Source organism: Saccharibacter floricola DSM 15669 (genome assembly GCF_000378165.1).
Taxonomy (GTDB): Bacteria; Pseudomonadota; Alphaproteobacteria; order Acetobacterales; family Acetobacteraceae; genus Saccharibacter; species Saccharibacter floricola.
Genome location: NZ_KB899336.1, coordinates 25,267 through 48,687, shown reverse-complemented (window position 1 = coordinate 48,687; position 23,421 = coordinate 25,267). Strand labels below are relative to the sequence as shown.

Annotated in this window: 21 protein-coding genes; 14 read left to right on the top strand and 7 right to left on the bottom strand. The window is 53.0% G+C overall.

Annotated elements, in window-relative coordinates; all coding sequences use genetic code 11:
* The first annotated feature begins 49 nt into the window (after positions 1-49).
* Genes aroQ through accC form a run of 3 tightly spaced genes read left to right on the top strand, consistent with a single transcriptional unit; the run spans position 50 to position 2,309 of the window.
* A complete protein-coding gene (gene aroQ / locus F457_RS0104795) occupies positions 50-499 on the top strand; it encodes a type II 3-dehydroquinate dehydratase (RefSeq protein ID WP_026294202.1) in 450 nt (149 codons plus the stop codon).
* Positions 496-960 (top strand): acetyl-CoA carboxylase biotin carboxyl carrier protein, encoded by a 465-nt coding sequence (locus tag F457_RS0104790; RefSeq protein WP_018980001.1) that lies wholly within the window; start codon positions 496-498, stop codon positions 958-960. The genes aroQ and F457_RS0104790 overlap by 4 nt, the downstream gene beginning before the upstream one ends.
* Positions 960-2,309 carry an acetyl-CoA carboxylase biotin carboxylase subunit gene (accC, locus tag F457_RS0104785; RefSeq protein WP_018980000.1) on the top strand — a complete coding sequence of 450 codons (1,350 nt, stop codon included), beginning with the start codon at positions 960-962 and terminating at the stop codon, positions 2,307-2,309. Before F457_RS0104790 ends, accC begins: the two co-directional genes overlap by 1 nt.
* A gap of 39 nt (positions 2,310-2,348) precedes the next feature.
* Here accC and ccmB read toward each other — a convergent pair whose 3' ends face one another.
* A complete protein-coding gene (gene ccmB, locus F457_RS0104780; RefSeq protein WP_040920831.1) occupies positions 2,349-2,996 on the bottom strand; it encodes a heme exporter protein CcmB in 648 nt (215 codons plus the stop codon).
* Positions 2,997-3,013: 17 nt separating this feature from the next.
* Positions 3,014-3,613 carry a heme ABC exporter ATP-binding protein CcmA gene (ccmA, locus tag F457_RS12190; RefSeq protein WP_018979998.1) on the bottom strand — a complete coding sequence of 200 codons (600 nt, stop codon included), beginning with the start codon at positions 3,611-3,613 and terminating at the stop codon, positions 3,014-3,016.
* Between the two features lie 162 nt (positions 3,614-3,775).
* On the opposite strand from ccmA, the gene F457_RS0104770 reads away from it, so the two are divergent.
* Together F457_RS0104770 and F457_RS0104765 are read left to right on the top strand one after the other, a co-directional pair.
* On the top strand, positions 3,776-4,525 hold the full coding sequence (locus F457_RS0104770) for an amino acid ABC transporter ATP-binding protein (RefSeq protein ID WP_018979997.1): 750 nt from the start codon (positions 3,776-3,778) through the stop codon (positions 4,523-4,525).
* Positions 4,522-6,096: an ABC transporter substrate-binding protein/permease gene (locus tag F457_RS0104765; RefSeq protein ID WP_018979996.1), complete on the top strand. Its 1,575-nt coding sequence runs from the start codon at positions 4,522-4,524 to the stop codon at positions 6,094-6,096. The genes F457_RS0104770 and F457_RS0104765 overlap by 4 nt, the downstream gene beginning before the upstream one ends.
* Here the strand turns inward: F457_RS0104765 and F457_RS12185 are convergent.
* Both F457_RS12185 and F457_RS0104755 read right to left on the bottom strand, forming a co-directional pair.
* The gene (locus tag F457_RS12185; RefSeq protein WP_018979995.1) at positions 6,090-7,010 is read right to left on the bottom strand and encodes a hypothetical protein; all 921 of its coding nucleotides are present in this window, start codon (positions 7,008-7,010) and stop codon (positions 6,090-6,092) included. The genes F457_RS0104765 and F457_RS12185 overlap by 7 nt on opposite strands.
* 10 nt (positions 7,011-7,020) lie before the next feature.
* A complete protein-coding gene (locus F457_RS0104755) occupies positions 7,021-8,304 on the bottom strand; it encodes an AAA family ATPase (protein WP_018979994.1) in 1,284 nt (427 codons plus the stop codon).
* Positions 8,305-8,552: 248 nt separating this feature from the next.
* On the opposite strand from F457_RS0104755, the gene rimP reads away from it, so the two are divergent.
* The 9 genes from rimP to F457_RS0104710 all read left to right on the top strand — a co-directional run bounded on the left by rimP (position 8,553) and on the right by F457_RS0104710 (position 19,758).
* Entirely contained in the window at positions 8,553-9,188 is a 636-nt protein-coding gene (gene rimP / locus F457_RS0104750; protein WP_018979993.1) for a ribosome maturation factor RimP, read from the top strand.
* Between the two features lie 37 nt (positions 9,189-9,225).
* Positions 9,226-10,800 (top strand): transcription termination factor NusA, encoded by a 1,575-nt coding sequence (nusA, locus tag F457_RS0104745; RefSeq protein WP_018979992.1) that lies wholly within the window; start codon positions 9,226-9,228, stop codon positions 10,798-10,800.
* A 67-nt stretch (positions 10,801-10,867) separates the two neighbouring features.
* Positions 10,868-11,437, top strand: coding sequence for a DUF448 domain-containing protein (locus F457_RS12180; protein ID WP_245539112.1), 570 nt, complete (start codon positions 10,868-10,870; stop codon positions 11,435-11,437).
* Between the two features lie 15 nt (positions 11,438-11,452).
* On the top strand, positions 11,453-14,215 hold the full coding sequence (gene infB / locus F457_RS0104735; protein ID WP_018979990.1) for a translation initiation factor IF-2: 2,763 nt from the start codon (positions 11,453-11,455) through the stop codon (positions 14,213-14,215).
* Positions 14,212-14,655 carry a 30S ribosome-binding factor RbfA gene (rbfA, locus tag F457_RS0104730; protein ID WP_018979989.1) on the top strand — a complete coding sequence of 148 codons (444 nt, stop codon included), beginning with the start codon at positions 14,212-14,214 and terminating at the stop codon, positions 14,653-14,655. The genes infB and rbfA overlap by 4 nt, the downstream gene beginning before the upstream one ends.
* A gap of 9 nt (positions 14,656-14,664) precedes the next feature.
* On the top strand, positions 14,665-15,642 hold the full coding sequence (gene truB / locus F457_RS0104725) for a tRNA pseudouridine(55) synthase TruB (RefSeq protein ID WP_018979988.1): 978 nt from the start codon (positions 14,665-14,667) through the stop codon (positions 15,640-15,642).
* Positions 15,626-15,895 (top strand): 30S ribosomal protein S15, encoded by a 270-nt coding sequence (rpsO, locus tag F457_RS0104720; protein WP_018979987.1) that lies wholly within the window; start codon positions 15,626-15,628, stop codon positions 15,893-15,895. Before truB ends, rpsO begins: the two co-directional genes overlap by 17 nt.
* A 213-nt stretch (positions 15,896-16,108) precedes the next feature.
* The gene (gene pnp, locus F457_RS0104715; RefSeq protein ID WP_018979986.1) at positions 16,109-18,256 is read left to right on the top strand and encodes a polyribonucleotide nucleotidyltransferase; all 2,148 of its coding nucleotides are present in this window, start codon (positions 16,109-16,111) and stop codon (positions 18,254-18,256) included.
* A 74-nt stretch (positions 18,257-18,330) separates the two neighbouring features.
* Positions 18,331-19,758 (top strand): NAD(P)H-dependent flavin oxidoreductase, encoded by a 1,428-nt coding sequence (locus tag F457_RS0104710; protein ID WP_018979985.1) that lies wholly within the window; start codon positions 18,331-18,333, stop codon positions 19,756-19,758.
* Positions 19,759-19,841: 83 nt separating this feature from the next.
* Here the strand turns inward: F457_RS0104710 and F457_RS0104705 are convergent, their stop codons facing one another.
* Genes F457_RS0104705 through F457_RS0104695 form a run of 3 tightly spaced genes read right to left on the bottom strand, consistent with a single transcriptional unit; the run spans position 19,842 to position 23,417 of the window.
* Positions 19,842-20,264 (bottom strand): DUF1489 family protein, encoded by a 423-nt coding sequence (locus tag F457_RS0104705; RefSeq protein ID WP_018979984.1) that lies wholly within the window; start codon positions 20,262-20,264, stop codon positions 19,842-19,844.
* A gap of 12 nt (positions 20,265-20,276) precedes the next feature.
* Entirely contained in the window at positions 20,277-21,437 is a 1,161-nt protein-coding gene (gene hemW / locus F457_RS0104700; RefSeq protein WP_018979983.1) for a radical SAM family heme chaperone HemW, read from the bottom strand.
* A gap of 6 nt (positions 21,438-21,443) precedes the next feature.
* Positions 21,444-23,417, bottom strand: coding sequence for a potassium transporter Kup (locus F457_RS0104695; RefSeq protein WP_018979982.1), 1,974 nt, complete (start codon positions 23,415-23,417; stop codon positions 21,444-21,446).
* Positions 23,418-23,421: the final 4 nt, after the last annotated feature.

Genomic DNA, 23,421 nt, shown 5'->3' with positions numbered 1-23,421 from the left:
TTAGAGTGTATCTTTCCTGAACGTGATGACGATGCTATCAGGTGCACAGATGAAACGACCCCTGATTGTGGTTCTCAATGGACCTAACCTAAATATGCTTGGCCTACGCCAGCCTGACATCTATGGCCATGCCACGCTTGATGATGTTGAGCAGGTGTGTATTCAGGCAGCTGAACGCCTTGATGTGGCGATTGATTTTCGCCAGACCAACGGTGAAGGGGAACTCGTATCATGGGTGCAAGAATGTCGTGGTCGTGCCAGTGGGGTTGTGATTAATCCAGCGGCTTATGGTCATACATCTATCGCATTGCTTGACGCGTTGCATGCGATTGAGTGCCCTGTGATAGAGGTGCATATTTCGAATATCCATCGCCGGGAAGCATTTCGCCATCATAGCTATGTTTCCCAGGCAGCCTGCGGGGTGATCTGTGGGCTGGGAGTGCGTGGTTACGCCCATGCACTTCAGGCGATGGCGGACATAATTGAAGATGAAGGATGAGCCGTATGCTCGTAGATAAGGAGGCTATTCGGGCGTTGGCCGATATCCTAACGGACACTGGCCTGACCGAAATTGAAGTCTCTGAGGCGGATAGCCGCATTCGTGTCGCACGTGAAGTGAGCGTGCAAGCAGCACCGCTCGCTGCGCCAGCGGCGGCTCCTGCCCCAGCACAAGCAGCGGCGCCTGCTGAGAGTGCGGCTCCAGCAGCGGCTGACCCTGCATCACATCCGGGGATGGTTCCTAGCCCAATGGTTGGCGTGGCTTATCTCTCGCCAGATCCGTCTTCTCCGCCTTTCGTTCAGGATGGTGGCAAGGTGACGGAAGGTCAGACGATTATGCTCATTGAAGCTATGAAGACCTTTAACCAGATCAAAGCTCCGCGCTCTGGTACGTTGGTAAAATACTGCGTCAATGCGGGAGAACCGGTCGAATTTGGGGCTCCACTGGCGATTATTGAGTGATGTTTTCTAAGATTCTCATCGCCAATCGTGGCGAGATTGCTCTCCGAATCCTGCGTGCTTGCCGCGAAATGGGGATTCGTACCGTTGCCGTGCATTCCACAGCGGATTCTGACGCGATGCATGTGCGCCTGGCTGATGAAGCGGTGTGCATCGGCCCGCCTAGCTCGCGGGACTCGTATTTGAATGTGCCGGCTATCTTGTCAGCTGCGACAATGACGGGTGCGGATGCGATCCATCCTGGCTACGGCTTTTTGTCGGAAAATGCTGAGTTTGCTGAGACGGTAGAAGCACACGGTATGGCGTTCATTGGTCCGACGGCTGAGCATATTCGGATGATGGGTGATAAGATTACCGCGAAGACGACCATGGAGGACCTCGGCGTGCCGTTGGTGCCAGGGTCGGATGGGGCTCTGGCAGACCTCAATGCGGCTCGCGATGTTGCAGAAAAAGTCGGGTATCCTGTGCTGATTAAGGCCGCTGCTGGTGGTGGTGGCCGTGGCATGAAGGTTGCCCATACGGCGGATGATATCGCTGAAGCATGGAGCGTGGCGCGCACAGAGGCTTTAGCAGCTTTCGGTAATGATGAGGTCTATCTCGAGAAATATCTTGATCGCCCTCGTCATATTGAGCTTCAGGTCATGGGGGATACGCATGGCCAGGTGGTTCATTTCGGAGAGCGTGACTGTTCGTTGCAGCGTCGTCATCAGAAGCTTCTGGAAGAGGCAGGCTCCCCTGTTATTACAGAAGAGCAGCGTAACCAGATTGGCCAGACAGTGACAGAAGCTCTGGCTCGCATGGGCTATCGTAATGCGGGAACGCTGGAATTTCTGTACCAGGATGGGCAGTTCTGCTTCATCGAGATGAATACGCGTCTGCAAGTTGAGCATCCCGTGACGGAGATGATCTGTGGTGTGGATTTGGTGCGTGAGCAAATCTTGGTGGCTGCTGGTGAAAAGTTGAGCTATCGCCAAGAAGATATCGTGCCGCGTGGCCATGCCATTGAATGCCGTATCAATGCTGAGGATCCGCTGACATTTGCGCCAAACCCGGGAACCGTGACCGTGTTTCATGCTCCCGGTGGTCTTGGGGTGCGGATGGATAGTGCTCTTTTTGCTGGCTACAAAATCCCTCCTTATTATGACAGCATGGTCGCTAAGCTGATCGTTCATGCACCAACACGGGCTGAAGCGATTTCTCGTATGAAACGTGCGTTGTTGGAATGCGTGGTTGAAGGGGTCAAAACAGTTATTCCCCTTCACCAGAAGATTTTGGATGATCCTGAATTCCAGGCTGGGGATTATACGATCCACTGGCTCGAAAATTTTGTGGCGCGCCAACAAGACGCGTAACAGCTCAAAGGCCGCTCTTTTATAGGGCGGCCTTTTTTCTTAGCGGCATGCTTCCCGCAGCCCTAAACCTGCCGCAAGGGGGCAGAGGGCGAGAGCGGCCAAAAAGACCCCTCCAAGAAGGCTTAATCCTGCTGATATTGAGTTTCCTAGTTGAACAGAATATGAGCTTGCCGCGCCGAAAATGAGAGAGGGCGTGCTTAAGGGAAGCACGAGCAGTGGCAGTAGAGCCCCGGCCCGGCGTGCTCCAAGCATCATTGCTGCAACCATACCGCCAATGAGGGAAAAGGTTAGACTGCCGAGGGCGAGGCTAATAAGCAGGATAAAAAGCTCTTGTGTGGAGAGGTGAAACATCACGCCGAGCAGAAGGCTGCTGAGTAAGACAGGAAGCCCGCTTGTGAGCCAATGTGTGATCATCTTACTCAGCGCAATCATGGACGTTGGCACAGAGCTCATCATCAAAAGATCAAGAGATCCATCCTCAAAATCAGCTGTGAAGAGCTTTTCAAGAGGCAGTAGACTTGCCAGCAGGGCACAGACCCAAATGATCCCTGGCCCCATATGGTGCAGCAGAAGGGGGGATGGGCCTAAGGCGAGGGGAAACAAACAGCCAGATAAGAGGAAAAAGAGCACAGAGCTCAGCGTGTCAGCACCGCTGCGGCGTGCGAGCAGCAGTTCTCTTTTGAGCATAGTGATGACATGGGGGCTCACCAACAGAACTCCTCGGATTGATGGGGCGTCAGTGTGAGTGTTTTGCCAGTAGGGAGGCAGAGAGGGGTATGAGAGATGACCAAGGCGGCTCCCCCTTGTTGGCAATGGCTTTGGATAAGTGATTCGACTTGGGTGATATGGGTGCCATCCATACTCGTTGTTGGTTCATCGAGCAGCCAAAGGGAGGCGGGATTCAGCAATAGCCTTGCGAAAGCTACTCGGCGTTGTTGTCCAGCGGAAAGATGGCGTGTGGGTGTATCACGCAATTTTTCCAAACCGAGAGCGCACAGGGCATCGGTGAGTTGGGCTTGAGGGGGAGAGGAAAACAGCGTGAGATTTTCGTAGACTGTTAAGGAAAGTTTGAGAGCATTGTGATGGCTCAACCAGCCGATGGCTGTGGGAGTGTCTATAGACCCTTTATCAAGAGGGCATAGTCCGGCAATAGCGCGGAGTAATGTTGATTTTCCAGAGCCATTCTCTCCTGTCACGAGGAGAGCTTCTCCGCTACATAAGGTAAGAGAAATATTATGAAGGACGGTTCTTTCCCCGCGTGAGACGCAAATATTCTTAAGTGATAGAAGAGGGGGTGGGATCATAAGTATGTTATAGAGGTCTGAGCTATAAGGAGAAAAAAGCCTTCTTCTTTAAAAGAAGGCTATGCGTAGGGTGGTGAATATCGTTATGGGAATATCACCATAGAGGCCCTGTGGGTCGTGTGCTTTATCGTGCGGTGAGAAGGAAAGCCAGAACTGACAGATATGGTGCTCCAAGCAAAGGATATACGAAAGTCCTTTGGTGATAATGACATATTACGTGGAATCTCCCTAGAGGTTGAACGTGGCGAGTTGATTTCCATCATTGGCCCTTCTGGCTGCGGTAAATCGACTTTTTTGCGTTGTCTCAATTTTTTAGAACATCCCGATGCGGGGAATGTGCGTATTGAAGATGTGGAGTTGACCAGTCCGCGTCATTGGCACCGGCGCGATGAAGCGCAGGCCCATCGGTTGCGGGCTCATGTTGGGATGGTTTTTCAGTCCTTTAATCTTTTTCCCCATCGCTCCGTGTTGGACAATGTCATGATGGCCCCGGTTCATGTGAAAAAGATGGATCATGAGGCGGCACGTCGTATCGCATGTGAGCTGCTAAAGAAGGTAGGGCTTGGGGCGGTGAAAGATCGTTATCCAGACCGGCTGTCTGGCGGGCAGAAGCAGCGTGCGGCGATTGCGAGGGCTTTGGCCATGCGCCCTTCCGTGATGCTGTATGACGAGCCAACGTCAGCTTTGGATCCGGAGCTTTCTGAGGAAGTGCTTTCCGTCATGCGCGCTCTTGATGAGGAGGGCATGACACAGTTGGTTGTAACGCATGATATGCGCTTTGCGCGCGCTGCGTCAGACCGGGTGCTGTATTTGGAAGAAGGGCAAATTGTGGAAAGTGGTGATCCGGACGTGATGTTTGCTAATCCACGCGAGGCCCGTACAAGACGCTTTCTACGGACATTGCTGTCATGACCCCAACAATAGCGCGCGCTTTAGGGCGGTTCATCGTGTGTGGTCTGCTGGTGCTCGGCAGTGCTGCGTCTGTACTGACATCACGTCCTGCTCAAGCAAGCTCGGCCTTAGTGGTGCCCGGAGCGCAAAATGAGCATGACCTTCCTTGGGCGTCAGATGGGGAAGCGAATGTCCCTTACGTGTTTCATGACCCCGCTCAAGAGGGACGTGTTACGGGATTTGAATATGAGCTGATGGGCGCTATTGCCCAGCATGTGCATCGCCATTCCCGCTTTATCCAAAATGGATGGGACGGCCTTATCCCCGGATTGTCTCGTGGGCTCTATGCCATGGTGATTGATGGCATTGAGATGACGCCGGAGCATAAGGAAGCGGTGCTGTTTAGCCATCCTTATTATGTGACATCTGATCGTATCATGGTGCGGCGTGATCAGCAGGGGTTGGAGAGCCTTGCCGCTCTTAATGGCCATGCAGTGGGGACGATCAAAAATACAGCAGCAGAGCGTCTTTTATTACAGCAAAACAACGTGTTCGTTCGTTCCTATGATGAAGAAACAAACCTTTTTTCAGACCTAAAAAATGGCCGTTTGGATGCGGTTCTGATTGATGAGCCGATTGCTCATTATTACGGTTCAGATGACATGAAGCTTGTGGGGCCGCCGATTGGAACGGTCGCTTATGGCATTGCATTCCCAAAAGACAATCCGGCATTGCGCGACGCGGTGGATCATGCTCTGACCACGTTGCAACATGATGGGACGTTGCACCGCATTTTAGCGCGTTGGAACTTATGGACGCCGCAAATGGCGGCCTATACGGGCGATAAAACGACGCTCGATATTAAGCCCCAGGCATGGGAAGACTACCGCCGTACCATGGAGAGTATGTCGGGGAGCTCTTTTCATGCGATCATGTATCGCTATGTAAGGTTCATTCCTCTGATTGGCCAAGGCGCGGTGATGACCCTAGCGGTTTCGGCTTTGGCGATGATTTTAGCGGTTGCCATGGGGGTCGTTCTCGCTTTGGGGCGGCATTATGGGGCAATTTCTATCAAGATTCTGTGCGGTACTTACGTGGAAATTGTGCGTGGTACACCGCTATTGATCCAAGTACTGTTTATTTTCTATGGGCTTCCCGCTTTTGGGATTCGTTTATCCCCTCTTGTTGCAGGGGTGCTGTCGTTGGGCTTTAATTATGCGGCCTATGAGGCTGAAAATTATCGTGCCGGCTTGCTGTCTGTTCCACGTGGCCAGATGGAAGCAGCGATCGCGCTTAATATGACACATTTTCAGGCGCTGCGCTTGGTCGTCGTGCCGCAAGCCTTTCGTACCGTTGTGCCCGTGATGACCAATGACTTTATCGCGCTTATTAAAGATAGCTCATTGGTCTCTGTTATTACGCTGACAGAGCTAAGCCAGACTTATATTCGCCTTTCCTCCACATATTACGATTATGTGGGGACGGGCTTAATGGTGGGACTGGCTTATTTATTGATTGGCCTCCCCTTTGTCCGCCTTGCGCGTATGGCCGAAAAGCGCCTTGGTCGCGTGGTCGGCCAAGGGCATCATTGAGGGGCCATCGGGTCACGGGTGGCTTCAACGGGCAGGAACTCAATGCTCTTAGGGTCGATGAAGGCTTGAAGCAGTCCTTTCTGCCAATAAGGCGCCCAATGAAGGATTTTATTGATGAATTCTTCAGCGACTGGATTGGCGGCGATCGTCTCTTTGCTCCAAACATCAGGTGGAGCGAGCATTTGATGCGTTTCGCGGTCTAAAGGTGAGAGCAAGACATCTTCAGTGGCTGTTTGGGCAAGTCCGTTTTTGGCGGCACTAATATGACGCCATCCCGTTACGATCATGAGAGGGGGGAGCGGAAAGCCGAGCTGTTGAACATGCGCGACGGCTTCAGCAATCAGCGGATTATTACTGACCATTCCTTTTTCCAGCACGGCATTGGCGACATACACACAATCGGCCATATCGGGTGCCTCTTGGTTGAGGTTCGTGTAATTGCGGTCATCATGGCATGGCGTAAGAAGACTTTCGACTAACTCTGCAGGCACAGGATTTTGGTTGGTTTGAAGGGTAATAAAACCCGTGACGGCGCCATGATCAGTGCGAATGAGGGCGAGGAAAGAGAACGCTGCACGATCGTTGGTTTGTGCGGCAAGTACGGGGTGCCACTGTCCTTCAGGTAACGGAAAGACATGTCCAGCTAATGGCGCACGGTCAGACACGCTTTGTGACGGGTCTAAATAAGCGACCTTGCCGCCTTCAGTGTCACCACCTCCCTCGGGGGGATGTGGGTGTGTTGTGTCTTTGGGTGGGGTAAGGAGAGGCGGCGCTTTGCCGGGTAGCCAGGGGGCGAGGTGTTTTAAGGAGGCAGTTGGCAGAAAAACCGCCATCGTTAAAGAGAGCGCGCTGATGATGAGGCAAGCACGCCAAAGGCCAGCACGATGCCAGAGGTGATAGAGGGAGGTCATCATACTCTGATCCTTATAAGCTCGTTTGGCCAAGGCGTGTATCGTGGGTGTCATCACTTTCCACGATAATTCGTCCATCATGGAAGGTGAGTTTAACGCGGCGTTTGCCTTGCTGTTGAGCCGCAATCAGCCCATCACTGATCATATCTTCAACGAAACGCAACAGATCGCGTACCGTGCTGATAACGTGACGTTCCTTATTGAGCGTGATCACGCGTTGCAATGGTGTGGGGTCCACCCCACCAGGAGGGAGGCGAAGGCCATATCCTTCGACCATCTGTTCCATTTCCAAAGCAGCAACGCGTGCCATATCGCGATCGCTCAGCGGGCGGAAGAGGAAGAGACGGTCAAGACGGTTGAGGATATCCGCTGGGAAATCCGCCCGGCGCAGAAGGGCAACGGCATCACTGCGTCTGCGCTCCGTATCGGGTGCAGAGGGTTCTGCACAATGGGAGAGGTCTTGTGCTGCAACAGTAGAGGTGAGGATGAAAATACACCGTTTGATCGAAAATGTTTCATGCGTGGCGTTGTCTTGAAGAGCGCCATCATTCCAAGCGGTGAGGAGCTTTTTCAGCACGGCTGAATGTGCTTTCTCAATATCTTCCAGCACAATAATAGAGGTTGGGTGTGCTTTAACCTGCCGTGTCAAAAGGCCCGGTGTTGCGGCGCCGGTGGGTGTATTAGGCGCCCCCCATAGCAGCGATAATGCATAAGGGCTTGAGAGATCGGTCACATCAAGAGTGAGAAGAGGCCGATCCATATGGCGGGAGAGCTGCTTGGCGAGATATTTCTTCCCGTTGCCAGCAGGCCCTGCGAAGAGGAAAATCCCAACAGGTTTGTCATGCACACGGAGCGCTAAGCGCCTGCGAAGCTGCTGGGCAATATCTGTGCAGATTGCGTCCTGTCCGATCACACGGGCGCGTAAGGACGTTGCCAGCTCTTCTGCATTAAGGGACGATTCGTGCTGGTCACGCACCATGATTTGCTCAAGGTGGCGACGATGCGTGAAAAGAGTGAGGAAAGAGGTCGTTACTGTTTTGCGGCGTTGTAACCCACGCTGGAGCAGACGGTCCGATGAACGGTCATAAAAAACGCCCAAGAGCGTCAAGGCGAACGTCACGACGCCAAGTGGTAGGTATAAAGGGCGCCCAGCATCCAAAAGAAAGGCGGCCCAATGAACGAGCAGGCGCCAAGAAAGATGGAGCATTAGGCTAAGCTGAAGGGCAAGAAGTAACAGAAATGTTACCATCATCAGCGGCATGGCTTTACTGAGTCGGGGAATAAGCGATGTCAGCATGATAAGTGATGGTCCGCCTCTGCATTCGATCCATGATGGGTGGAGAATATCGCATGATGGCATGCAATGTTAGAGTGCAGAAAGGACGATTTTTAGGAAATAAGCGTGGAATCGTGAAAAGTGAGAGCGGTGTGATAGCCTTAAAGAAGGAAAGACTTGCATCCTGTGAGGGCTTTCCGTATCAAGAAGACGTTTCCTTTCACTTCCGCTCTTTTGGGGGGTGGCCCTGACGGGCCGCCTTTTTTGTTTTGGACCAGACTCCTCATTCTTCTGACACAACGCTTCCAGCGAACGGGATTTTACGCTTAAGCGGTCTCGAAACGCGTATTGTAGAGCGGATTGCACCAACCCTTGAAGATATGGGTTTTGAACTGGTGCGCCTCTCTGTTCTCGGTCACGAAACGCCGACTGTTCAGGTCATGGCGGACCGTAGTAACGGTGCTCTTATCACTGTTGATGATTGCGAACAGATCAGTCACGCTGTTGGGGCTGTTTTGGATGTAGACGACCCGATTCCAGGGGCTTGGATGCTGGAAGTCTCCTCTGCTGGAATTGATCGACCCATGACGCGCCCTAAGGATTGGGAGCGTTATGCAGGCCATCTGGTGCGTCTTGAAATGGATGTCGCTATAGATGGTCGGAAGCGTTTTGCTGGGACGGTTCTTGGACTGCGCGGGCAATCAGCTCTTATCCGCTTGGATAATGGAGATGAAGTGCTTCTTCCTTTACTGGATATGCGCAAAGCGCGCCTTGTTTTGACTGATGAGCTGATTGAGGCGAGTGCCGCTCTTGCAGAAGCGTCAGAAGAGGGTGAGGAAGGAAAGAACGGCAAAAAGGGCCGTGTGCCAAAACTAAATCCTAAAAAGCCGGGGAAGAAGAACTGATGATGACCCGTCTGATGCTGGTTGGAGGTCCGATCTAATGGACACGTCTGTTACCCGTCCCGAACTGCTGCTCGTTGCTGATGCAGTATGCCGGGAAAAGAATATTGAGCGCGAGCAGGTTCTGGAAGCAATGGAACAGGCTATCCAGAAGGCTGGGCGGGCTAAATATGGGCATGAAAAAGATATTCGTGCTACGATCGACCGTAAAACAGGCGAAGTACGCCTGAGCCGTTGGACTGAAGCGGTCGAGACGGTTGAAAATGAAGATACACAGATTCCTTTGCATATCGCGCGGAAATTCCAGTCCGATATTCAAGAAGGTGAACATCTGATTGACCCGCTTCCGCCGATTGATTTTGGGCGTATTGCAGCCCAAACGGCGAAGCAGGTGATCGTGCAGCGTGTGCGTGAATATGAACGTAAGCGCCAGTATGATGAGTTTAAGGATCGCGTGGGCGAGATCGTCAACGGCACCGTCAAGCAGACGGAATACGGTAATCTGATGGTTGAAATTGGCCATGCAGAAGGGCTGTTACGCCGTGATGAGCTGATCCCTCGCGAGTCTTTTAGAAATTCCGACCGTATTCGTGCATATATTTACGACGTACGGGATGAGCCACGCGGCCCGCAGATTTTCCTATCACGGTCTCATCCAGGTTTCTTGGCGAAGCTTTTTGTTCAAGAAGTACCAGAGATCTACGATGGGATTATTGAGATTAAGGCTGTCGCACGTGATCCAGGCTCTCGTGCAAAGATGGCTGTTTTGTCTCGTGACACGTCTATTGATCCTGTCGGTGCTTGTGTGGGTATGCGCGGGTCACGCGTTCAGGCTGTTGTGGCGGAGCTTCAGGGTGAGAAGATTGATATCATCCCTTGGAGCCCACAAGCAGCAACCTTTGTGGTGAACGCTTTGGCACCAGCTGAAGTCTCCAAAGTGGTGATGGATGAAGATGCCGGACGTGTCGAAGTGGTGGTGCCAGATGAGCAGCTTTCTTTGGCTATTGGCCGGCGTGGGCAGAATGTGCGTCTTGCCAGCCAGCTGACGCGGTGGGATATTGATATTCTCACTGAAGCTGAAGAATCTGAACGACGTCAGGAGGAGTTCCGCAAGCGGACAGCACTGTTTGTGGATCATCTAGACGTTGATGACGTGATTGCTGGGCTTCTGGTAACAGAGGGCTATCACACGATTGAAGATCTCGCTTATGCCGAGCCACATGAGCTTCATGACATTGAAGGTTTTGATGAAACCGTCGCTGAAGAGCTCATGAATCGTGCCAACGAGTATCTTGAGGGACGTGAGCGTGCTCTTGATGAAGAGCGCAAGACCCTTGGTGTTACCGATGATATCGTGGCTATGGGTGCTTTTTCTCCAAAGATTCTTGTAGAACTTGGTGAAAAAGGCATTAAGACCTTAGATGATTTGGCTGACTTGGCAGGTGATGAGCTTGTTGAGATTCTTGGGAAAGAGCGTCTGAGCGAAGACGAAGCTAATGAAATCATTATGGCTGCACGCGCCCACTGGTTTGAAGGTGACGAATCGGCATCAGCTACAGATGGCGCTTCAGCTCAGAGCGAGACGCCTGAAGGTGGAGAATCGAGCAACGTCTAAGTGTCTTGATATTGATGACGGACCCTCAAGGAAGGGGGGTAAACACACTGTTTCCTTGAGGCGTTGCTTGCTAAGCCGTCGGCATGATCACCCTGAGAATATGCTACGCTTTGTCGTAGCGCCGGGCGGAGACATTGTGCCAGATTTGGCAGCGCGTCTGCCCGGTCGGGGCATGTGGCTCTGTGCTGATCGTGAGGTACTTGGCAATCCACAGCTTTCCCGTGTATTTGCGCGGGGAGCTCGCCGACAGGTAAAACTTCCTGAACATTTGCCCAACCTCGTTACTGAGGGGCTGGCAAAGCGTCTTCAGGATGGTATCAGTCTGGGGCGGCGAGCGGGTGAAGCCGTTTGTGGATTCCAGAAGTGCCGGGAGCGGATCGCTTCTGGTCAGGTTGGGGTTGTGATATGTGCGGCAGACGCCAGTCGGGATGAGCTTTCACGGTTGATGTCTGGGCACCGGGATGTGCCGGTGATTCAGCTAGAGAGCCGGGTGCTCGCTTCAGTCTTCGGACGTGACCATGCAGTTTATGCTGTTATGGCACCGGGGGCATTAGCGCGGCGTCTGATAACGGAATATAAGAGATTGACGGGGGTGATCGAAGGTTCGCTCCCAGGCCCACAGGGCACGGGTCAGTAAGGAACAGGCGGAACTATGAGCGACGGCAACGAGCGCAACCAAGACGGAAACCGGACTGGGGCTCCGAAAGAGGGGGCTCCTAAGAACGGGCAGAATAAAGGTGGGGGCCGCCTCTCTTTACGTCCATCGGGACGAAAAGAGGGGGGGCGCACCGTTGATGCAGGCTCTGTGCGGCAGAGCTTTAGCCACGGGCGATCAAAAGAGGTCCGGGTTGAGGTTCGGAAGCCAAAACGGCATAGCGGGGCTGGTGGTCGCGGTGGACGTGGGCCTATTGGTGCTCGCGGTCTAACGACATCAGAGCTTGAGAAGCGTCAGCGCGTTCTAGAGCAGATGAAGCAGCGGCAGATTGAAGAAGAAGCCGCTAAGCGTGAAGCTGAAAAGATTCGCATTCGCTCCGCTGCGGAAGAAGAAGCGCGCCTAAAAGCTGAGGCCGAGGCTAAGCAGGCGGAGGAGGCGTCCCAGGCGCGTGAAGCGGAAGCCGCTGAGCGTCAGAGCGAAAAGGAAGCTGCTGCTCTTCGACAAGCTGAACAAGCAGAGAAGCGTAAGGTTGCGCCGCCGCCATTGAAGCCAACGTCAACAGGTGGTGTGCAAATTGCTGAGCCAACGCAGCGTTTGCGTCCACTTGCTGAGCGCGCGATTATGCCGAGCCGGCCAGTGACGACACGTTCGAATGCTGCATCTTCGTCGTCCTCTTCTTCTTCCTCGTCGTCCTCTTCTACTTCGTCGTCTCGCAAGAGTGAGACGTTGCATTTGCGTGGTCGCAATGGCGGTGAAGATGATGGGCGCCGGGGTGGCGGTGGCGGCGGTGGTTCGCCACGTCGCTCTTCGCAGCAATCACGTCGTTCGCAGTCACGTCGTGGGGGTGGTAATCAGGATCGCCGTTCTGGTCGTATTGATGTGCGTGCCGCTATTGAAGGCGATGACGGCAAGACACGTTCTTTGGCCTCTGTACGTCGTCAACGTGACCGTGAGCGTCGTCAAGCTGAGCTAGAACGTCTTCGTTCTGACCAAGTGCGCGTTGTGCGTGATGTGACGGTGCCTGAGACGATTTCCGTCGGTGAGCTGGCAAATCGTATGGCGGTTCGTCAGGGTGAAGTGATCAAGACTCTGATGAAAATGGGTGTCATGGCGACAGCTGCCCAGAGCATTGATGCGGATACGGCCGAGCTCGTGGTCAATGAATTCGGTCATCGCGTAAAGCGTGTTTCCGATAGTGATGTTGAGCTGGGTCTTGAAAACATCACAGATCGTGAAGAAGATCTGAAGCCACGCTCTCCTGTTGTGACGGTCATGGGTCATGTTGACCATGGTAAGACCTCTTTGCTGGATGCGCTGCGTACCACAACGGTAACCGATGCTGAAGCAGGGGGCATTACCCAGCATATCGGGGCCTATCAGGTGAGTATGCCGTCATCTGATCGGAAGGTGACTTTCATTGATACGCCAGGCCATGAAGCCTTCACTGCGATGCGTGCGCGTGGTGCTTCCGTCACTGATATTGTTGTGCTGGTTGTTGCGGCCGATGATGGTGTGATGCCGCAGACCATTGAGGCCATTAAGCATGCGAAAGCAGCAAATGTGCCGATGATTGTGGCGATCAACAAGATTGATAAGACAGGGGCAAATCCTGATCGTGTGCGCAATGAGCTTCTTAACCACGAAGTTGTGGTCGAGAGCATGGGCGGCGATACACAGGAAGTTGAAGTGTCTGCGCGCCAGCGTGAGGGCCTAGATGAGCTTCTTGAAGGGATTTCCCTGCAGGCTGAGATCTTGGATCTGAAAGCTAATCCGAACCGTCCGGCACAGGGTGCTGTGGTGGAAAGCCGTTTGGATCGCGGTCGTGGTTCTGTCGCGACAGTGCTGGTTCAGAAAGGAACGCTCAAGCGCGGTGATATCGTGGTTGCTGGAGCACATTGGGGGCGTGTGCGTGCGCTTCTCGATGATCGTGGTCGTCAAATCCAGAAGGCCGGGCCATCTGTGCCGGTCGAAGTTCTGGGGATGACAGGCGTTCCAGATGCTGGGTCTTTGTTCGTTGTCGTTGAGAACGAAAATCGCGCTCGTGAAATCAGCGAATTCCGTCAGCGGAAGATTCGTGAGAAAGCCACAGCGATGCAGGTAGCTGCTCGTGGAACGCTTGATCAGATGCTGGCTCGCATTCAAGCTGGTGAGCAGAAGGAAGTGGCGCTGCTGATTAAGGCAGACGTTCAAGGCTCTTCTGAAGCGCTGGCTGCTACTGTGGAAAAGCTGTCGCATGAGGAAGTGGCTGTGCGTGTGTTGAGCACGAGTGTTGGTCAGATTACCGAAAGTGACGTGCAGCTTGCTAAAGCGTCCAATGCAGTGATTGTTGCCTTCAATGTGCGTGCAACGACGCAGGCTCGTGGTCTTGCGCAGCGTGACGGTGTGGATATCCGCTACTACTCCATTATTTATCAGGTTGCTGATGATGTGGAGAAACTGGTCAAGGGTAAGATTGCACCGAAACATCGCGAGAAGTTCTTGGGCTATGCCGAGATTCGCCAGGTCTTCAGCATTACGCGCGTTGGCAAGGTGGCTGGTTGTTACGTGACCGAAGGTGTGGTCAAGCGCGGCTGTGGCGTGCGCTTGCTGCGTGATAACGTGGTGATCCATGAAGGCGATCTGAGCCAGCTGAAACGCTTTAAGGATGATGTCCGTGAAGTGGCGCGTGGCTATGAATGTGGTCTCTCCTTCGCTGGTTATAACGACCTGCGTGAGGGTGATATGGTTGAGTGCTATGAAATGGAAGAGATTCCGGTTTGACGCAGCGTTCTCCCTTTGATGTCGTTGGGCCTGCTGTAGATCCTGCAGAAGGGCCCAGCACGCGCCAGCTCCGTGTTGCTGAAGAGGTTCGTCATGTTTTGGCGGATCTCTTCACGCGTACCGAGTTTCGTGATCCTGAACTTTATGGTGTTAGTGTTACGGTCACTGAGGTGCGTGTTTCACCGGATTTCCGCCATGCGACGGTCTTTGTCACGCGTTTAGGGCGCGATGATGTTCATGTCGTGCTTCCAGCGTTGAAACGGGTTTCATCCTTCTTACGCAGAGGGCTTTCGCGGAAACTCCGTTTGAGAACCGTGCCTGAGTTGCATTTCCAGCCTGATGTTTCTCTTGATCATGCGATGGAAGTCGAACATCTCTTGCATACGCCGGAAGTGCAGCGTGACTTGAAGTCTGACTCTACGTCCGACCCAGAGGACTAATCGCGCGGAATGGCACGAAAACGCGGACAAGAGATTAATGGTTGGCTGGTGCTGGATAAACCGCTTGGGCCAACCTCTACGTCCATGGTGAATAAGGTTCGTTGGGCCTTTGATGCGCGCAAAGCAGGACATGGGGGGACGTTAGATCCCCTAGCGTCCGGTGTGTTGCCGATTGCTTTTGGGCGTGCGACCAGTACAATTCCTTATATTATGGATGCCACAAAGCGCTATCGTTTTACGTTGTGCTTTGGTGAGAGCCGTACAACAGATGACCGAGAAGGTGATGTTCTGGCACGGTCATCGCATCGTCCAACGGATGAGATGATTCGCTCTATCCTTCCTGCCTTGTGTGGTGGGGTGGTGATGCAAGTGCCGCCTGTTTTTTCAGCGCTTCGCGTTGGGGGGCAGCGTGCGTATGATCTTGCACGTCGGGGACGCCCTCCAGAACTCCCCCCACGGCCTGCTCGTATCGATTCGATAACACTGATCGACCGTCCCGATCAGGATCATGCTGTTTTTGAGGTTCAATCGGGAAAAGGAGTGTATATGCGCTCTTTAGCCCGTGATATTGCCCTTGCCTGTGGCACTGTTGGCCATATTAGCGTGCTCAGACGCACGAAATGTGGCCCATTTGATTTGTCTCATGCTTACTCAATTGAGCAGATAGCACTGGACAAATCGGCAGAAACTAGAGACAAGGCGGATGCTCTTCCGGCTCCTTTGTTGGATGTAGCGACCGCGCTGGCCGACATCCCGGCGCTGGCCGTGACAACCGCAGGGGGGAGGGCACTCATTTACGGGCAGACAGTTTCTGTCAGCCATCATGTTGTGTCCGCATCAGGGCGCTTAGAGGATCATCCTCTTTGGCGTGTGTTGATCGGGGAGCATGTGATTGGCCTTTGCCGGCTCGAAGAGGGGCGTTTGAAGGCTGTTCGCATGTTAGAAAACCATTTATTTTTTGGAGAGAAAGATGTCGATTACTCCTGAGCGTCGCGCTGAAGTTATCGCTGAGTACCGTCTTGCTGAAGGTGACACAGGGTCACCAGAAGTGCAGGTGGCTCTGATTACTGAGCGTGTTGCAAACCTGACTGAGCATCTCAAGACACATAAGAAGGACTTCCACTCTCGTCGTGGTCTTCTGATGCTTGTTGGTCGCCGTCGTGGCCTTTTGGACTATCTGAAAGGTAAAAGCGAAGAGCGTTACCAGACATTGATTAAGCGCCTCGGCCTCCGCCGTTGATGCTGGTCTGGGAAGTATCTTAGGATACTTCCCATGTCTTTTAGGTCGTTGAGACGCAGTGCCAGAGCAACGATGGTTCGGCGTTTCAGGCCACATGGTGTCATAGCGGGATTGTCCGTTATCATCGCCATGCCGTCCGAAGCGCTGCTTTTTGTATCTGGCTTACCGTGACGACCGCCTCATTGTTGATCCTTGTTATAAGGAAGTAGAAGTATGTTCGATTATTTTCGTAAAGAAATTGAGTGGGCTGGTCGTCCGCTTATCCTAGAAACCGGTAAGGTTGCCCGTCAGGCTGATGGGGCAGTGATGGTCACCTACGGTGAAACCGTGGTTCTGTGTACAGCTGTTGGTGCAAAGACTGTAAAAGCTGGTCAGGATTTTTTCCCGCTTACGGTGAACTATCAGGAAAAATCTTACGCTGCAGGTAAGATCCCAGGTGGGTTCTTCAAGCGTGAAGGGCGTCCGTCTGAGGCGGAAGTGCTGACAGCTCGTCTGATTGACCGCCCCATTCGCCCGCTGTTCCCAGAAGGGTTCCGTAATGAGGTTCAGGTCGTCGCGACGGTTCTGAGCCATGATATGGAAAATGATCCCGCTCTGGTAGCGATGATTGGGTGCTCTGCAGCGTTGACATTGTCGGGTATTCCTTTCTTCGGCCCTGTTGGGGCTGCGCGCATTGGGAAGATTGACGACAAACTGGTTGTCAACCCAACGCTGGGTGAGATGAAGGAGAGCGCGCTGGATCTCTTCGTTGCTGGGACGTCTGAAGGCGTTCTGATGGTGGAGTCAGAAGCTGAAGAGCTGCCAGAAACGGAAATGCTTGATGCCGTAATGATGGGGCATACGGCCTTCCAGCCGGTTATTGATGCGATCATCTCTCTTGCAGAGCATGCAGCACGTCATCCGTGGGATCTTCCAGAGACGTCTAAAGAAGAGATTTCTCTGCGTAAGCGGGTTGATAAAGTTGGCAACAAGCTGATGGCTGAGGCGTATAAAGAGCGCCGCAAGCAAGCGCGTGTTGAAAAAGTCGCAGAAGCGCGTGAGCAGATTGCTGAGATTCTGGAAGAAGAAGGCTTCGATCCAGAAATGGCTAAGCCAATGATCAAGGAGCTTGAGGCACAGGTTGTGCGTGGAGCGATCTTGAAGACTGGCACGCGTATTGATGGCCGTGACCTTAAGACGGTTCGTCCGATTGTTGCTGAAGCGGGTATTCTGCCACGCACGCATGGTTCTGCCTTGTTTACACGTGGTGAAACGCAGGCATTGGTCGTTGCTACCCTAGGTACAGGGCAGGACGAGCAGGTTGTTGATGCGCTGGGTGGTGAATATCGTTCACGCTTTATGCTGCATTATAACTTCCCTCCTTTCTCTGTGGGGGAATGCGGTCGTATGGGCTCCCCAGGTCGTCGTGAGATTGGCCATGGGAAGTTGGCGTGGCGTGCGCTTAATCCGCTTCTTCCTTCCAAAGAAGAGTTCCCTTACACGATGCGCGTTGTCTCTGAGATCACGGAGAGTAACGGCTCTTCTTCCATGGCGACCGTTTGCGGCACCTCCTTGTCCTTGATGGATGCTGGTGTGCCATTGCCACGCCCAGTCGCAGGGATTGCGATGGGGTTGATCAAGGAAGAGCGTGGTTACGCTGTGTTGACCGATATTCTTGGTGATGAAGATCATCTCGGGGATATGGACTTTAAGGTAGCGGGGACATCTGAAGGTGTGACCGCTCTGCAGATGGATATTAAGATTACATCCATCACGCCAGAAATTATGCAGATTGCTCTGGAGCAAGCTCGTGAAGGGCGTCTACACATTCTGGACAAGATGAGCGCTGCTCTGTCAGAGGGACGTTCGGATGTTTCTGGGAATGCTCCGAAGATCACCACCATCACGGTGGCTAAAGAGAAGATCCGTGATGTGATCGGCTCGGGTGGTAAGGTCATCCGCGAGATCGTGGAATATTCCGGTGCGAAGGTAGATATTGGCGATGATGGCACCGTCACGATCGCTGCTTCCAATGATGAACAAGCTCAGAAGGCCATTAGCCGGATTGAGGGGATCACTGCTGAACCAGAGTTGGGCCGTATCTATGATGGTAAGGTTGTCAAGACGGCTGATTTCGGCGCATTTGTGAATTTCCTTGGCCCGCGTGACGGCTTGGTGCATATTTCCGAACTCGCTGTAGGCCGCGTCGGCCGCACGACTGATGTGGTGAAGCAGGGCGATGCTGTGAAGGTTAAGGTCATTGGCTTTGATGATCGCGGTAAGGTAAAATTGTCCATGCGGGTTGTTGATCAGGCAACTGGTAACGACATTACGGATGAGGTTGGTGCAAAGCCAGGTCGTCCTCGTCGCGACGCTGAATAAAACCTCACGGGGGGAGGTTTTGGTGAGCCTCTTCCCATTTTTTACTGACTGAGTTGTGGAGACATCGAGCCTCTATGAAGTCGATCAATGCCATCCATTTGTCTGGTCGGGATGCGCTTCCTCTGATCGAGGGAGGGAAGGGGGTCTCTGTTTCGACAGGGGTTTCCGCAGGCCACTGGGCTGCTGCCGGAGGGGTTGGCACAATTTCCGCTGTTAATGCGGATAGTTATGATGCTGATGGAAACCCGATTCCACAGATTTATAGTGGTAGAACCCGCCGTGATAAGCAAGAAGAACTCATTCGCTATGCGATTGAGGGTGGGATTGCTCAAGCGCGTATTGCCCACGAGATTTCAGGCGGCCGAGGCCGTATTCATGCTAATTTCATGTGGGAAATGGGGGCAGCAGAAGAAGTCGTTAAGGGAATTCTTGAGGGAGCTCCCGGACTTATTCATGGCCTGACATGTGGGGCGGGAATGCCCTATCGTTTGTCAGAAATTGCGGCGCAATTTGGCGTTTATTATTACCCGATTATCTCTTCAGCTCGTGCATTTAATGCGCTTTGGCGGCGGTCTTACTCACGCACTCCTGATTTGTTGGGTGGTGTGGTGTACGAGGATCCGTGGCGTGCTGGTGGGCATAATGGCCTGTCTAACACGGAAGATCCGTTTAAGCCTGAACAGCCTTATGAACGGGTTGTGGCTTTACGCCGTGTTATGCGCAGCTTTGGTCTTCATGACGTGCCGATCATTATGGCTGGTGGTGTATGGCATCTTGAGGATTGGTCAGATTGGTTGGATAATCCCGACATCGGGCCGATTGCCTTTCAGTTTGGGACACGGCCATTACTGACAAAAGAAAGCCCTGTGCCAGAGGCGTGGAAGCGGCGTTTGCTCACCCTGAAAAAGGGTGATGTGTTCCTCAATCGCTTTTCCCCGACAGGCTTTTATTCGTCTGCGGTGAATAATAGTTTTCTCCAAGAGCTACGGGCGCGTTCAGAGCGACAGGTGCCTTATCGCTCAGAGTATGGAGAAGGGTTTGAGGCTCCTTGTGCGGTTGGGGCACGGGGGCGTCAGGTCTTCTTAAAAGCAGATGATAGAGAGCGTGTTGAGCAATGGTGCCAGGCAGGCTTTACAGAAGCGCTGCGGACGCCAGACGACACACTTGTTTTTGTTACGCCTGAACAGGCGCGACAGATTGTGAGTGACCAAGCTGGATGCATGGGGTGTTTGTCACAATGTCGTTTCTCAAACTGGTCGCAAAAAGGGCCGACTTATACGACAGGACAGCGAGCTGATCCACGTTCTTTCTGCATTCAAAAAACTCTTCAGGAAGTGTCGCATGTTGGGGACATGAGCAAGGAAGAGGAAGATGCGTTGATAGAGCGTAATCTTCTTTTTGGTGGAACGAGTGCGTGGCGTTTCCGGGAGGATCCCTTCTACGCGAATGGGCATATTCCAACTGTTAAGGAGCTCGTTGATCGGATTATGACAGGGCGCTAAGTTTGCTTTTGCCATAACAGCAATAAAAAGGGCTATGATATGGGAACATGTCATGGCCCTTTTTCCCGGAAGAGTCAAAAATTTTAGAGAAGGCCGAGCTCTGTTAAGCGTGCACGCAAAGTGGGCGGAAGATTCGCTGTGCCATCATTGTGCTGCTGGCCACCTTTAAGGTCTGCTGGGGCGTCTTCTGGTTTCAGGTAACGCCACCCTTGGAAAGGGCGCATAGGGCGAGGCTGGACGGCAATAACATCATCAGAAACGAGAATGAGCGTACCTTGATGGCCATCTGGGCGTGTGTAGTGGTCAAAACCAATGACGGGTTGGCGACAGGTAATAAGCCCATTCATGACGCGGTAGATTGACCCCCCATCCAAGATTTCAGCCGTGCGCTTGGGTTTTGTGCGTGTTTGCACATAAACATGACCGTTTATGCGTTCGGTTTTCGTCCATTCTCTGAGGATGTCAGGGGAGGCACACCCAACGGCGAGCTTGATCATATGGAGCATAAGCGAGCCTTTTTAGAGAACTAATCGGGCTAGAAGGGCTTCCAACCGTAAAAGCCCTTCTTCTGTTGCCCGAAGAGAGTGCCGATCATTGAGAAGATACCCTTCTTCAAGACATGCTTGAAGGATCATGGGGTCTAAGCAGCTTTTAAGTGTTTTTCCCGTGCGGCGAAAGAAATGCGCGGCGTTGATACCATCGCGTAAACGTAGCCCCATCAGGAGCGCTTCGCGGCCACGCATATCAGCGGTTAGGGGTTTTTCTGAGCGCATCCCATGACCATGCTCTTCTACAAGGCTTGCCCAAGGCTCTGGAGCGCGATGGCAACGCCCTTCATAGAGGGTATCACCAAAGGTGAGGCGGCTATGGGCACCGGGGCCGATCCCGAGATAATCACCATAGGTCCAGTAGGTGAGGTTATGCCGGCTTTCAGAGCCTCGTTGAGCGTAATTAGAAATTTCGTAGCGCTCTAACCCATAGCGAGCGGCTTCTTCTGCTGTTTGGAGATAGAGCCGTGCTGCGAGTTCATCATCGGGCAAGGTGATCTCACCCCGACGGAAGAGCGCTTCAAAAGACGTGCCCGGTTCAATCGTGAGCTGATAGAGCGAGAGATGATCGGCGGCGAGGTCAAGGGCTTCTCTGAGCTCTGCGTGCCAATCGTCTAACGTTTGCTGCGGCCGAGCATAAATAAGGTCGAACGAGAGGCGTGGAAAAAGGGAACGGCTTAGCTCCAGTGCGTTTCGTGCTTGATGGCTATTATGTTGTCGGCCTAATTTTTGGAGGGCGTCATCACGGAGGCTTTGAACGCCCAGTGAGAGGCGATTGATGCCAGCCTGTCGGAAAGCGGCAAAACGAGTTGCTTCCACGCTGGTTGGATTGGCCTCAAGTGTAATTTCGAGGTCATTAACGCAGGAAAAATGGCGGCGGGCATCGTCAATAAGGGCCGATGCCGTCTCAGGTGCCATTAAAGAGGGCGTTCCACCGCCAAAGAAGATGGAGCCGAGCTGGCGTCGTTCTTCTTGGTTAAGGCGTTCTGCCTGATAGGCGAGTTCTCGGCGGAGTGCCCGTGCAAAACGCTCTTGCGGGATCGTGTCCCGCACATGCGAGTTAAAATCGCAATAAGGGCATTTTGCTAGGCAGAACGGCCAGTGGATATAAAGAGCGAGAGAGCGAGGCACAGTGTATTAAATCGCTACCCTCACCCCAAACTCCATCACGCGCTCTGGCGGGATACGGAAAAACTCCGAGATGGGGGTCGCATTATTAAGGAGGTAAAGAAAGACCCACATCCGCCAAAGCGACATTTTAGGAACTTTAGAGCGGAAGACTAAGTCATGAGACGTAAAGTAGGAGGCCTGAATGGGGTCGAAATTGATCTCATGCAAAGCAGAAAGGGCGAGAGGCAAGTTTGGCATTTCCATAAAGCCGTAACGCACAATGATCCGGTAGATATTAGACGAGAGTTCTTTAACCTCAAGGCGTTTGTCAGGGCGTACATCAGGCTGGTCAAGCGTAAGCACGGTAACGAAGAGCACTTTATCATGCAGCACACGATTATGACGCAGGTTGTGTAATAGAGCACTTGGGATGATCTCAGGATCAGACGTCAGGAAGACGGCTAAGCCCGGCACGCGCGTAATGCGTGATTGTGACAGACGGGCGAGGAATGACGCTACAGGCACGGCATCAGCGCGCTGCCGGCCACGAATAAGCTGACGTCCGCGTTGCCATGTGGTCATGATCAGCGTACTGGCGCAGGCGATCGTTAATGGCACCCAGCCACCATCGGGGATTTTGAGCACATTGGCGGCAAAGAAAATGCCATCCAAAATAAAGAAGAAGCCAAAAACGAGGCCTGTTGACCATGCGCTCCAGTTAAAGACGCGGCGAAACACAACCATCGCCAGTACACAGGTGCAGAGGAATGTGCCCGTTACAGCGATACCGTAGGCTGAGGCCAGAGCTGCGGAAGATTGAAAAGAGAGCACCAAGATGATGGCGCCGAACGCCAATATCCAGTTTAGAGAAGGGAGATAAATCTGTGCTTCTTCATGCGCGTTTGTGTGGATAATGCGTGTGCGAGGCAGATAGCCTAGTTGGATAAGCTGACGGCATAGAGAAAAACTGCCTGAAATGCCGGCTTGGCTGGCAATGATCGTTGCCATTGTCGCTAAAATGAGCAGCGGGATTTGGATCCAAGCTGGGCCGAGATGGTAGAAAGGGTTAGCGAGTGTATGAGGATCAACAATGATCTGTGCGGCTTGTCCAAAATAGTTGAGCGATAACGCTGGAAGGACGAGAAAGCACCAGGCATAGCGGATCGGTGAACGACCAAAATGCCCCATATCGGCATACAGAGCTTCTGCCCCAGTGACTGACAGCACGACAGACCCGAGTGCTAGAAAGGAGAGGGTGCCGTGCGACACGATAAATTGTAGGGCATACCATGGCAAAACAGCCAACAAGATTTTGGGATAGAGCAGAATGCCATGAACGCCCAAAACAGCGATGGTTGTAAACCAAATGAGCATAATGGGGCCGAAAGCGCGGCCAATCTTGCCTGTACCTAACGCTTGTGCGGCAAAAAGGCCGAGGAGGACAACGAGCGCAATAGGGATAATAAAGGGGCTGGCGTTAGGCGCGGCAATTTCAATCCCTTCCACAGCGGAGAGGACGGAAACGGCTGGGGTAATAATGCTATCGCCAAAGAAGAGGCAGGCCCCAGCAATACCAACGAGCCCAAAGACCCAGCGGAAATACGATGATTGGCATACCCGCTGAGCAAGGGACATGAGGGCAATAATGCCGCCTTCTCCATTATGATCGGCTCGCATGACTAACAGGACGTATTTGATCGTGACAATCAGCATGAGAGCCCAGAAAATGAGGCTCGCCATACCGATGACTTCCCCGATTTGAGCGGGATGCTCAACAGAACCAACCGTCTTAACCGATGATTGCAGAGCGTAAAGAGGGCTGGTGCCGATATCACCATAGACCACGCCGAGCACACCCAAGAGTGCTCCGATCCCTTTGGGGCGGCCGCCATGACGGTCTGTTTCCTCTTGAGGGGGAAGCTCTGTCGGATGGCCGAGTGCATCCGGATAACGAGCATCGGGAGAAGGATCTTTAAGGGACATGCCGTCCTGTTCAGACATAGGG

Excerpts from the sequence above, each read along its gene's own strand:
- aroQ (WP_026294202.1), top strand. The coding sequence starts at position 50 with ATGAAACGACCCCTGATTGTGGTTCTCAATGGACCTAACCTAAATATG.
- F457_RS0104790 (WP_018980001.1), top strand. The coding sequence starts at position 496 with ATGAGCCGTATGCTCGTAGATAAGGAGGCTATTCGGGCGTTGGCCGAT.
- accC (WP_018980000.1), top strand. The coding sequence starts at position 960 with ATGTTTTCTAAGATTCTCATCGCCAATCGTGGCGAGATTGCTCTCCGA.
- ccmB (WP_040920831.1), bottom strand. The coding sequence starts at position 2,996 with ATGCTCAAAAGAGAACTGCTGCTCGCACGCCGCAGCGGTGCTGACACG.
- ccmA (WP_018979998.1), bottom strand. The coding sequence starts at position 3,613 with ATGATCCCACCCCCTCTTCTATCACTTAAGAATATTTGCGTCTCACGC.
- F457_RS0104770 (WP_018979997.1), top strand. The coding sequence starts at position 3,776 with ATGGTGCTCCAAGCAAAGGATATACGAAAGTCCTTTGGTGATAATGAC.
- F457_RS0104765 (WP_018979996.1), top strand. The coding sequence starts at position 4,522 with ATGACCCCAACAATAGCGCGCGCTTTAGGGCGGTTCATCGTGTGTGGT.
- F457_RS12185 (WP_018979995.1), bottom strand. The coding sequence starts at position 7,010 with ATGATGACCTCCCTCTATCACCTCTGGCATCGTGCTGGCCTTTGGCGT.
- F457_RS0104755 (WP_018979994.1), bottom strand. The coding sequence starts at position 8,304 with ATGCTGACATCGCTTATTCCCCGACTCAGTAAAGCCATGCCGCTGATG.
- nusA (WP_018979992.1), top strand. The coding sequence starts at position 9,226 with ATGGACACGTCTGTTACCCGTCCCGAACTGCTGCTCGTTGCTGATGCA.
- infB (WP_018979990.1), top strand. The coding sequence starts at position 11,453 with ATGAGCGACGGCAACGAGCGCAACCAAGACGGAAACCGGACTGGGGCT.
- truB (WP_018979988.1), top strand. The coding sequence starts at position 14,665 with ATGGCACGAAAACGCGGACAAGAGATTAATGGTTGGCTGGTGCTGGAT.
- rpsO (WP_018979987.1), top strand. The coding sequence starts at position 15,626 with ATGTCGATTACTCCTGAGCGTCGCGCTGAAGTTATCGCTGAGTACCGT.
- pnp (WP_018979986.1), top strand. The coding sequence starts at position 16,109 with ATGTTCGATTATTTTCGTAAAGAAATTGAGTGGGCTGGTCGTCCGCTT.
- F457_RS0104710 (WP_018979985.1), top strand. The coding sequence starts at position 18,331 with ATGAAGTCGATCAATGCCATCCATTTGTCTGGTCGGGATGCGCTTCCT.
- F457_RS0104705 (WP_018979984.1), bottom strand. The coding sequence starts at position 20,264 with ATGCTCCATATGATCAAGCTCGCCGTTGGGTGTGCCTCCCCTGACATC.
- F457_RS0104695 (WP_018979982.1), bottom strand. The coding sequence starts at position 23,417 with ATGTCTGAACAGGACGGCATGTCCCTTAAAGATCCTTCTCCCGATGCT.